9 protein-coding genes and 1 pseudogene are annotated in these 10,032 nt (G+C 69.4%); 5 read left to right on the top strand and 5 right to left on the bottom strand.

Annotation, left to right across the window (positions count from 1 at the left end; translation table 11 throughout):
• Together ACRWND_RS29555 and ACRWND_RS29550 are read left to right on the top strand one after the other, a co-directional pair.
• Positions 1-203: pseudogene (locus tag ACRWND_RS29555) on the top strand (IS630 family transposase); the annotation flags it as partial.
• A 180-nt stretch (positions 204-383) separates the two neighbouring features.
• The gene (locus tag ACRWND_RS29550; RefSeq protein ID WP_431954836.1) at positions 384-518 is read left to right on the top strand and encodes a hypothetical protein; all 135 of its coding nucleotides are present in this window, start codon (positions 384-386) and stop codon (positions 516-518) included.
• Between the two features lie 897 nt (positions 519-1,415).
• On the opposite strand, the gene ACRWND_RS29545 is transcribed toward ACRWND_RS29550, so the two are convergent.
• Positions 1,416-1,643 carry a TetR family transcriptional regulator gene (locus ACRWND_RS29545; protein WP_431954834.1) on the bottom strand — a complete coding sequence of 76 codons (228 nt, stop codon included), beginning with the start codon at positions 1,641-1,643 and terminating at the stop codon, positions 1,416-1,418.
• A 173-nt stretch (positions 1,644-1,816) separates the two neighbouring features.
• Here ACRWND_RS29545 and ACRWND_RS29540 point away from each other — a divergent pair, with 173 nt between their 5' ends.
• On the top strand, positions 1,817-2,581 hold the full coding sequence (locus tag ACRWND_RS29540) for an SDR family NAD(P)-dependent oxidoreductase (RefSeq protein WP_431954832.1): 765 nt from the start codon (positions 1,817-1,819) through the stop codon (positions 2,579-2,581).
• 452 nt (positions 2,582-3,033) lie between these two features.
• On the opposite strand, the gene ACRWND_RS29535 is transcribed toward ACRWND_RS29540, so the two are convergent.
• The 3 genes from ACRWND_RS29535 to ACRWND_RS29525 all read right to left on the bottom strand — a co-directional run bounded on the left by ACRWND_RS29535 (position 3,034) and on the right by ACRWND_RS29525 (position 7,140).
• Positions 3,034-4,440, bottom strand: a complete 1,407-nt coding sequence (locus ACRWND_RS29535) for an FAD-binding oxidoreductase (RefSeq protein ID WP_431954830.1) — start codon at positions 4,438-4,440, stop codon at positions 3,034-3,036.
• Positions 4,441-4,782: 342 nt separating this feature from the next.
• Positions 4,783-5,346 carry an NADPH-dependent FMN reductase gene (locus tag ACRWND_RS29530; RefSeq protein WP_431954828.1) on the bottom strand — a complete coding sequence of 188 codons (564 nt, stop codon included), beginning with the start codon at positions 5,344-5,346 and terminating at the stop codon, positions 4,783-4,785.
• A gap of 717 nt (positions 5,347-6,063) precedes the next feature.
• On the bottom strand, positions 6,064-7,140 hold the full coding sequence (locus ACRWND_RS29525) for a helix-turn-helix domain-containing protein (RefSeq protein WP_431954826.1): 1,077 nt from the start codon (positions 7,138-7,140) through the stop codon (positions 6,064-6,066).
• A gap of 441 nt (positions 7,141-7,581) precedes the next feature.
• Here ACRWND_RS29525 and ACRWND_RS29520 point away from each other — a divergent pair, with 441 nt between their 5' ends.
• Positions 7,582-8,679: a VWA domain-containing protein gene (locus ACRWND_RS29520; protein ID WP_431954824.1), complete on the top strand. Its 1,098-nt coding sequence runs from the start codon at positions 7,582-7,584 to the stop codon at positions 8,677-8,679.
• Between the two features lie 131 nt (positions 8,680-8,810).
• Here ACRWND_RS29520 and ACRWND_RS29515 read toward each other — a convergent pair whose 3' ends face one another.
• Positions 8,811-9,596: an alpha/beta fold hydrolase gene (locus tag ACRWND_RS29515; RefSeq protein WP_431954822.1), complete on the bottom strand. Its 786-nt coding sequence runs from the start codon at positions 9,594-9,596 to the stop codon at positions 8,811-8,813.
• A gap of 256 nt (positions 9,597-9,852) precedes the next feature.
• Between ACRWND_RS29515 and ACRWND_RS29510 the strand changes: the two genes are divergently transcribed.
• On the top strand, positions 9,853-10,032 hold a 180-nt coding region (locus ACRWND_RS29510), incomplete at its 3' end, for a CoA transferase (protein ID WP_431954820.1).

The raw sequence follows: 10,032 nt of genomic DNA, 5'->3' as shown, positions 1-10,032 counted from the left end.
TCGAACTCAACCCCGACGAGCTGGTCAACGCCGACCTCAAGCACAGCCTCCCCAAGCAACACCGGGCCCGGAACCAGGCCGAACTTGCCGCGGAGACCCGCCGGTTCTTCCGCAGACGCCAGCGTCAGCCACACATCGTCCGCGGCTACTTCGGCGGCCCGCACGTCCGCTACGTCCTGAACGAGAACTCCATGAGCTTCTGATCAATATGTGCTGGAGAAGCGGGGTTGGCTGGTGCGGGCGAGAGACGGACGGTTCATGCCCGTGCCCGGAGCAGTCGCCCGGGACGTTTCTCCGGCCAGCGAGGAGCATCGCCGGCCAGGCGCCGGGACAGCCTGATCACGGCGGCCCACCACACCATCTGGGCGTGGTGGTACCAAGCCGTGCTCAAGATGCCGGCCTCCCAGGCCGGGAGGCCGGCCGCTGGACCGGGCGGCGAGATCTGCGGCGAAGCCTGGATCGCCGAGCTCACCAGGAACATCCTGACGGGCGGGCCGCAGGGGGTGCGGCTGATGTGAGACGTGTCAGGTTTGCCGACACGTGACGCCGGTGGCGGTCAGCTTTGACCGACAGGAACGCGCACCGGTTGAGGCACCTGGGTGAACGGCGCTCATGGTCCTCCAACCGTGGCGACGAGCGGCATCGTTCTTGATCGGGCGAGTTGACGTTCCGCCGCAGGTTCCAGTTCGGGATCGTGCTGGTCCGGCAGGCCCCCGTCGCTTCGCCGCGGTGGGGGCCTGCCTTTGCGCGAGGGTCTCGGGAGAGAGAGCAGTGCCCTCGGCTGTCGCTCAGACTGCTCGCCGCGTGATCAGTCCACAAGCCGCCGTGCGGGGGGGCTCCGTCGGCGAGCTCAGCCGCAGGGGCCAGGGCACGTAGCGTATTCTGCAAGTTGCGGACGGCTACCCAAGTGAAATTTCGCCGGATGCCCATGATTGGTTGGCGAATGGTTGAATTCCCCCCTCGGACACTCGTCACAGCGGTACACGGACGAGGGCTTCGATCTGACGGATCGGGGCCCTTTGTGCGTTTTCGCAGCTGATCGTGATCCCGAACGCTTCGTCGGGCGCGACCTTTTCGGCGCAGCCGAGGGTGGCACGCAATCTGTCCCCATCGCGGTCGGGGGTCGGCAGCGTGCGCAGGAATGGACTCGTCGTGGCTCGCGCCCCTTCGGCGTCGTGATGGACGCGACGCATCCGATGCGGCGCTTCCCCTCGTGATGGTCGGCTCCACACGCGCCGCTTCCGTCGGGGGCATGGTCAGCCGTTCGCGAGCGTCCTCCTCCTGAAGGCGTTCCCGAATGAGTTCGTGAAGGCTGTCGAGCAGACGGCGTGGGGCGGCATCGATGCGTTCGTCCTCGCTCTTCGCATCGAGCGCGGTTCTGGTGGAGAGGCAGCCGGGCGGAGGGCTTCCCTCGGTCAGCGATTGATCGTGAAGTCCCGGAGGTCGGCGAGTGCACGGTCGATGTCCGGTTGCGCCAGGAGTACGGCGACGTTGCCGTTGCCGGACAGGAACGTGCGTGAGTACCTCTCGACGATGTGAAGGAAGAGCGTTTCCTTGTCCTGATAGGCATTGCAGAGGGAACCGCGCAGGACACCTGTCGCGGTCGCGACGTCCCGCAGGGTCGCTTCCCCGTAGCCCTTCACCCAGACGATCTTCGGGCGCGATGGAGCACCTGCTCCTCACCGATGTCCGCTTGCCGGCCATGTGGCGACCCTAAGTCGTCCTCCAGCGACGGAGTTATGATGCATGACAGGTGCGTCAAACATGTTCGTCGTACCGCTCGACTTCTGCCTGGCAAGGTCCAAGGAGTAGCCCGATGGAGCATCAGCCCAGTCGCCCGCTCGACGGCCGCGTCGCGATCGTCACCGGCGCCAGTTCCGGGATCGGCCGGGCCACGGCGATCGCGATGGCCGAGGCGGGGGCACGTGTCCTTGGTGTGGGTCGGCGCCAGAGTGCGCTGGAGGAGCTCGCCGGCCTGCATCCCGACATCTCCACCCTGGTTGTCGACGTGCGTCTGGACGAGGCGCCCGCGTTGATCATCGGCGCGGCCGTCGACCGCTGGGGGCAGCTTGATGTGCTGGTGAACAATGCCGGCGCCACCGCGCGCGTCTCGCTCGACGAGGTGACACGGGTGCGCGTCGCCGATCTGTTCGACCTGAACGTCGTGGCGCCCACCATGCTCGCCCAGGCGGCGTTGCCTCATCTGCGCTTGAGCAAGGGCTCGATCATCAACATCTCCAGCACGTACGGCCACCGTCCGCAGCCGGGCGCCGCCCATTACGCGGCGAGCAAGGCCGCCCTGGAGCAGTTGACGCGTACCTGGGCAGTCGAACTGGCCCAGGACGGAGTCAGGGTGAACTGCATCGCCCCCGGCCCGACCGAGAGTGAGGCGCTGGCCAGGTCCGGGCTCACGGAGGAGGACGTGGTCCGGGTCAAGAAGGAGCAGGCGGCACAGATCCCCCTGGGCAGGAGGGGTGAGCCGCAGGAAGTGGCGGCCTGGATCGTCCGTTTCGCGGATCCCACTGCGAACTGGCTGACGGGCCAGGTCCTCACGATCGATGGAGGACTCGAACTGGTCTGAGTGTCCAGAACGGTGAGCCTGTGCAACGTGGCCACCGACCGGGTGTGCTGCCGGGGGCCGGGACCACAGAAACGCGCCTCGTGAGCATGTGGAGCCGGCAGCTGCGCGGGTGAGGAGGAGGTCACCTCAGCCGACGAGCTGTCCTCGGCACCGTATGGCTCAAGTCCGGTCGTACAGGTGGAGCTTCCCTCGCGTCGCCACAGCCGTATCGTCAGTTGTCAGCTCACCCCTCGGACACTCGTCCCATCGGTATGAGGACCGGGCCGCGACCTGATGGTCGCGGCCCGATCCTCATGTCCGGCCCGTCGGGCCGAGTACTGCGTCAGGCTGCGCGAGCCGCTGCGTCCGCTCCGTAGGCCCCGTCGGCCACGCGGCTGTGGGCGCGGCGCCTCGAAAGCCGACGGGAACCCGTGGGCCGGACAGAAGGGTCCGGCCCACGGGGCCGGACTCCGTCAGCCCGGCAGGATGTTGTGGTTGACCCGGAACATGTTGGTCGGGTCGTACGTCTTCTTCGCCGCGGTCAGGCGCTGATAGCGCTCGGCGCCGTAGACCTCGCTCAACCGCTCGGGGTCGGTGGCCTCCTCGGTGGAGAGGAAGTTGACCATCCGGCGCCGGTCCGCCCAGGGCTCCATCGCGTCCATGACCTCGTCGAGCTTGCCGCCCAGGTAGCCGGCCTGGTCCGGGGCGCCCACGCCGAAACCGAAGAGGACGAAGGGAAGCCCCCGGGTCGAGACGGCGTTGGGCACCGCGGGCTCGCGGTCGAGGGCACCGCCGAGCATGCGGAGCTCCACGCTCACGAGCGGGGAGTCCGACTCAGGGCCGAGCAGCTCGACGAGCTTGTCGGCCGCCTCGGCGGGGAACTCGCGCAGCATCGTCGTGCGGTCGGAGTAGGGCATCGGCGTCGGGGGGTCCATGTGGATCGCGCCCATGGCGGTGTAGGGCATCTCGCCCACGGTGTCGATGAGCGCCGGGGCGGCCGCGCGCACAGGGGCGATCAACCGCTCGCCCTCGGCCACCGGGCCGAGGAAGGCGAACCGCACGTGCACCACGAACGCCCCCCGCAGCGGCTCCGGCAACTCGGGCAGCGGAGGCAGCCGCTGCACGGCCACCGAGGAGTTCATCTCCTCCGGCATCGCCGCCTGCCAGGTGCGCCAGGTGTGCAGCACGTCGGCGAGACGTTCGCCGGGGAAGTAGATCCCGCCCCCGTAGAACCGGGTCACCGGGAACAGGTCGAACTCCAGCGCGGTGACGACGCCGAAGTTGCCCTTGCCCCCGAGCAGGGCCCAGAAGAGCTCGGCGTCGCTGTCCGCCGTGACGTGCCGCAACTCGCCGTCGGCGGTCACCACGTCCAGCGAGCGCACATGATCCGCCGCATATCCGTGGCTGCGGCCGAGGACGGGGCTGAGTCCACCGCCGAGGGTGTATCCGGCCACGCCGACCAGCGGAGCCGAGCCGCTCATCGGGGCGAGGCCGACGGTGGCGGCGGCGTCGATCACCTCCTGCCAGATCACTCCGGCCTCGACGCGTGCGCGTCGGCGCTCGGCGTCGACGACGAGGCCCTTCATGCGCCGGGTGCTGATCAGCACCCCGTTCCGGGCGGGGTCGACCTGCTGGTGCCCCGTGGTCTTCACCGTCACGGGCCGGCCCTCGCGGGCCGCGAAGCGGATCGCCGCCTGCACGTCGGCCGCATCGGCGGCGCCTACCGCGAGCGCCGGCTCGAGGGCCACGTTCAGGTTGAAGAGCCCGCATTCGGCGTCGTAACCCGCGTCGCCAGGAAGCAGGACCGGACCGCTCACCACCGATGCGAGCTCGGCCGCCTGAGCGGGCGACACATGGGTGAGCGGATCGTCAAAAGTCATGGTGTTCCTTGTGCTTCGAGTCACGCGGTCGCGGTCGCCCGTCGTGTCATCCCGCGCGTGTGATGTGGCGCCGCGTCGGAGCAGGGGCTGTGCCCCCTGGGCGACCGGCGCGGTTGCAAATTATAACCAGAATCTAAAAGTGTCCCAACGGCACCCTGGGTGCCGGCGTCCATCACCGTACGGGTGCGGGGACGCCCGCGTGGGGCGGGGCCTTCCCTGGCCGGGGCCGACCCGCCCGTGCTCGCCTGGCGGGGGCGGAGCCGGCCCCGCCGGACCACCGGCCGCCGCCACGGGCCGGGGTGGCGGATCGGAAAAGCGGCGGGGCGGCTCGGCGGAGGTCGGTCAGGTGCCGGCGCGCAGCGGCTGCAGGGCCTTCGACCAGCTGACGAGCTGGTCGAGCATGGTCTCCACGGTGGCCTGGTGGTGCGCGCCCGGCTTGAAGACGCTGTAGTTCTCGAAGTCGGACAGGAGGGACAGCGCGACCTGCGCGCGCACCGTGGCGATCTGCAGCTCGCTCGCGATGAGGCGGAGGTGCTCCACGGCGCGGTGCCCGCCGGCGGCGCCGTAGCCCACGAAGCCGGCGGCCTTGTTGTTCCACTCCGCGTAGAGGTAGTCGAGCGAGTTCTTCAGGGCGCCCGTGGTGGAGTGGTTGTACTCCGGGGTGACGAACACATAGCCGTCGAACTCGGCGATCTTCGACGCCCACGCCTTGGTGTGGTCGTTCTGGTACTGCCCGAGCGACGGGGGAATCACCTCGTCGAGGAGCGGCAGAGGATAGTCCGCCAGGTCCACGAGCTCGAACTCCGCGTCGGAGCGCTGCTTGGCGATGTCGAGAACCCACTCCGCCACCGCGGCGCCGTTGCGCCCCGGACGGGTGCTGCCGAGGATGACTGCGATCTTGGTCATGTCGTGCCTTTCGTCGGTGCGGCGTGCGTCGGCCGCGCAAGCGGTGCCTGGCCGGGGGAGGGCTCACACGGGCCGGGAGCCGGTGCGGTTCGGCGGTCCCGTCGAGAGGCGATCGGGCTGCGCGGAACCTGGTCCGGTTCGCGGGGGCGCACACGAGGTGGCCGCTCCCAGGGCGCCCGCCCTGGCCGCGGAGCACGTGCTCGGTGCCGACTTCGTCGTCGGTGGCGACAGTAGAGCGAAGCAGTTGAGAAGGCAACCAAGGCGAGGTCCGATGTGACCCCTGCTCGGTGCCTGGTGTGCAACGGTGCGGGGCGCGTACCGATGGCCCGTAAGCCCCTGTTCGGGTCTTCCTGATGCACTGTGCGGCACCCGTTCGATGGCCCCGGCCGCCCGGCGCGGCCGCCGTGGTCGGCGGTGCGGCCCGCCGCCGAGGGCCCGGCACTTCGGCGGCCGGCTCCTGGGGGGGAACCGGACCTGGTGCATCGGGCCCGAATCCCTGCACGGGCGGGCAAGGATGCGGCCGATCCGTGCACGGAAAGGCAAGACGGCGCCCTGGGTACCGCGTAGCGTTGACCGCGGCCGGCGGGGTTGTGATCTGTGCGTCCGAGGACGGGAAGCCGGCGGGTGCGGCCCTCATGGGCGCCTCAAGGCCGCGGTCGCGATCGGACGGTGGACTGTCGTGGTGGGCCGGTCGTGGCCGCGCAGCAGCGGCAGTCCTCAGAGTGCGATCTTGCCTGAGAGCGCACGGTTGTCGAGGCGCCACTCGCGCGGGCTCACACCGTACGCCGCTTTGAAAACGCGGCTGAAGTGCGGTGCGCTGCTGAACCCCCACCGGTGCGCGATCGCCTCGATCGTCATGTACTGGTGCGCGGGCGACGCCAGTTCCTTCCTGGCTTCTTGGAGGCGCTGAGTCCTTATCCAGTCGCCGAGTGTGATTCCCGCTCGGGACAGGGTCAGATAGAGCTGGCGTACGGAGACGTGATGCTCCGCGGCGATGCGTGCGGCGGTCAGGTCGGGTTCCGTCAGATGGAGGCGGACATACTCCTCCACGCGGTGCAGGAGTGTCCTGTTCAAAGGTCCGCCGGCCAGGTCGTCGCGGCCGATGCCCGAGGTGACCACGGCCCTGATCAGATCGACGCAGGGCTGTGCGAACAGGGCTGCCTCGGTCTCGCCGACAGCGGCCTGGCTGCGGGCCAACCGCGTGAAAAAGGCGACGGCGGCATTCACGATCGGGCGATCCGAACCGATCCGCACCGCTGTGACCCGGTCGAGCAGGGACGGCCGCAGCCCCAGGAGATCCGCGGGAACGCGAACGACGACCGCACGTACCATGCCCTGGAAGACGACCTCGTAGGGCTTCGCGTTCTCGATCACCGTGAGATCTCCTGCCCGTATCTCCCCCTGCCTGCCGCCCTGTTGGAATCGGGTGACCCCCGCCTCCTGGAGAGCCACGAGGACCTGCGGCGCCGTGTCGTCCGCCGACGGAGTGGTCGCCCGCCGGAGGCCGGGCAGGTTCCAGTCGAGCCTGGAGACCCTCATTGCTCCCACCTTGTTGATGGTCGCGACGGCCCTCAGGTGGTGCAGGTTCGGCGGGAGATCCACCTCGATGGGGCCGTTGAGCCTGCGGGACAGCTCACGGACGGCATCCGCGCGCTCGCGGGGAGCCAGCAGCCCCAGGTCGAAGAGCCGATGTGTCATGGGGGCCTCCTCCTGCACCGATCGCGGGCCGCGACCCACGATACAGCGGTCGAAGGCGAGTTTTGCCCTTTTTAATACCCTATGAACAAGTGGCATGCGGCTTTAACGCCCCTTGGGCACGTGGCATGCGGCCCTGCCGTGCACCAGAGGATCACGCGCGTACGGGGCCGCTCCTTCGAGGGGCGTCCCGGAGGGCTCCGGTCGGCGAGAGGCGGCGCCAGGGCTCCGGTCCCCGGCCCCGGCCGCCGGAATCCGGCATCGCCGTCATTGTCAGTGCCGCTCCCTAGAGTGAAGCCATCATCTGGACGGCCAGAGCCTCTGCCGGGTGTCGCGATCCCGGGCAGAGGTGTGCCGACCGGCGGATGAGGGCGTTCCGAAGCTCTCCTGGCGACAGCATGTCACCGATCGCTCCGGCGAGTCCGCTACGGCGGGCGTACCGGAGGGGCGACCGGCAGGCCCGGCCGGGACGTCCGGTCACCACAGGGCGCTGCCGCGGGCCGCGGGGGTTCCACGGGAATCGAGAGAAGGGGTGGCGCGATGGGCGCTACGGTGAAGGACCGGCTCAAGAAGCATTTTGTGAACCATGTCGCCCTTGTCATCGACAAGTCCGGCTCCATGAGCGGTCACTCGGAGCAACTCGTCCGTGTGGTCGACGAGTTCGTGAAGGGGCTGAAGGAGGAGTCCGACCGGCTCGGCCATGAGACCCGGATCAGCCTCTACGCCTTCGACCACCTCGTGGAGAATTTGGTGTGGGACATGGACGTCAAGCACCTGCCGTCCATGCGCGGCCTGTACACGGTCGAGAACGGGGCGACGGCGCTGATCCAGGCGTCGTTGAAGGCGCTCGACGACCTCGGCCACATATGGGAGGAGTACGGCGAGCACAGCTTCCTCGAGGTCGTCGTCACCGACGGCGAGGAGAACGCCTCCGGGGCCGACAGCACGGGCGCGCGCCACGACCGCCTGCCCGGCGGCCGCGCGGTGCTGGACGAGTGGCGGGGCAGGATCACGGACAGGATGAACAACCTGCCGGAGCACTGGACGTCCGCCATCCTGGTGCCGAACTCCCTGGCCAAGCGCACCGCTCAGCAGTACGGCTTCCCCACGGGCAACATCTCCATCTGGGACGCGGACTCGGCCCAGGGCGTCGAAGAGGCGATCGGCACGGTCAAGACGGCCGCGACGAGGTTTCTGCGGGACCGCGAACAGGGGGTGCGCGGAACGAGGAACCTGTTCGCGATGGGACAGGATCTGAGCTCGGCCGATGTGAAGTCCAGCCTCCAGGCCCTCGACACCGGCGGCTACGTGCTGATCCCCGTGGACCAGCAGACGTCCATCCGTGATTTCGTCACCCGTGCGGGCCACCGGTACACGACCGGCTGCGCCTTCTACGAACTGTCCAAGCGCGAGAAGATTCAGGCCGGCAAGAAGATCGCCGTGGCGGAGAAGGACGCGGCCACCGGCCGGATGACCGGGAAGGTGTTCACGGGGCCGGCCGCACGGCAGATCCTGGGCCTGCCGGCGACGGAGGTGACGGTGACCCCGGGGAGCAACGCGGCGTACACCGTGTTCGTCCAGTCGACCTCGGTCAACAGGAAGCTCGTCCCGGGGACGAAGCTGCTGGTCCTGCTGTAGCGGCGGGTTCCGTGCGGTGCCGGCAGGTCGGCGACGCGAGGGCGGTGTCGCGGTCCGCGTACGCGCACGTGATGGGGGGGCGTCCGGCGCCCGGGAGCGGGAGGCTCCCGGGCGAGCCGCCGCTCCCCGGTCTAGCGGGCGAGGAAGGGAAGGAGCCGCGTGGTGAGTTCGGCGGGCGCGTCCAGTGCGATCAGGTGAGCGGCGGTGGTGAACTCGACCAGAATGGCACCGGGGATATGGGCGGCATAGCGGCGGGCGATGTCCTGGAAGTCGGGGACGTCGAGTGCGCCGACGCCGATCAGCGTGGGGACGGAGACTGCGGTGATGTCGCCGCTGCCGGGGCCGTCGGAGTGCCGGGCGACGGCCTCCTGGTTGACCAGTGACGTGCGCATCGGGTCGCGGAGCCGGTCGGCCAGCTCGGGGGCGACGTCCTCCCACGCCCGCGCGGGCCCGCGCAGCCACATGTCCAGGTTGACGCGGACGGCGGCGTCCAGGTCTCCCGCGGCCAGGGCCTTCGTCTCGGCTTCGTCGTACGCGACCATCTCCGCTGACCAGTCGTATCCCGGCCACGGTGGGGCGAGCAGCACCAGGGAGTGCACCCGGTCCGGGTGGGCGAGGGCGAAGTCCACGGCCACGCGGCCGCCCCAGGAGGCGCCGACGAGCCTGACCCGTGCGTGGCCGAGGTGGTTGAGGAGGCGGAGCAGGTCGTCGGTTTCCCTGAACCGGCCGCTCGGTGGGGCGGATTCGCCGAAGCCGCGCAGGTCGTACCGGATGACGGTGTGCTGCCCCGCCAGGTCGGGCGCGACGGCGTTCCACATGCGGTGGTCGGCGACGCCGGCGTGCAGGAGGACGACGGGCGGTCCGTCGCCGTCGACGACGTAGGAAAGGTGTCCGAGTTCATCGGTGAGTGTGAGCATCGGCAGATGTTCGCACAGGACCCGAACGCGCGCGACGCATAAAGCGGGAAGCACGCCCGGCCCGACCGGTGGCCGGACCGGGCGCGGTGGCACGGCGCGGCCCCGTCCCGGCCAGCCGGCACGCGAAATTCCTGCCCGCGCTCTCTGGACATCCACCGTGCGGGCCGCGACCATGGTTAGTCCATACGGTATGCAATCTGCAGTATGGAATCCTGGTTCTCACTCCTGACCCGTCGTTGGATGCGAGGTGGCCGTTGTGACGCAGGCTTTGGAGGGTGTGCGTGTTCTGGACATGACGCATGTCCAGTCGGGTCCGTCGGCGACGCAGTTGCTGGCCTGGCTGGGTGCGGACGTGGTGAAGCTGGAGGCACCCGCCGGTGACATCACCCGGCGTCAGCTGCGGGACGTGCCGGGGGTCGACAGCCTCTACTTCACG

It is taken from the genome of Actinacidiphila sp. bgisy167 (assembly GCF_965342175.1).
Lineage (GTDB): Bacteria > Actinomycetota > Actinomycetes > Streptomycetales > Streptomycetaceae > Actinacidiphila.
This window is presented reverse-complemented; position numbering and strand designations above follow the sequence as displayed.

What these genes read in the sequence shown, in the direction of transcription:
- ACRWND_RS29540 (WP_431954832.1), top strand. Translation starts at nt 1,817, where the DNA reads ATGGAGCATCAGCCCAGTCGCCCGCTCGACGGCCGCGTCGCGATCGTC.
- ACRWND_RS29535 (WP_431954830.1), bottom strand. Translation starts at nt 4,440, where the DNA reads ATGACTTTTGACGATCCGCTCACCCATGTGTCGCCCGCTCAGGCGGCC.
- ACRWND_RS29530 (WP_431954828.1), bottom strand. Translation starts at nt 5,346, where the DNA reads ATGACCAAGATCGCAGTCATCCTCGGCAGCACCCGTCCGGGGCGCAAC.
- ACRWND_RS29525 (WP_431954826.1), bottom strand. Translation starts at nt 7,140, where the DNA reads ATGCCACTTGTTCATAGGGTATTAAAAAGGGCAAAACTCGCCTTCGAC.
- ACRWND_RS29520 (WP_431954824.1), top strand. Translation starts at nt 7,582, where the DNA reads ATGGGCGCTACGGTGAAGGACCGGCTCAAGAAGCATTTTGTGAACCAT.
- ACRWND_RS29515 (WP_431954822.1), bottom strand. Translation starts at nt 9,596, where the DNA reads ATGCTCACACTCACCGATGAACTCGGACACCTTTCCTACGTCGTCGAC.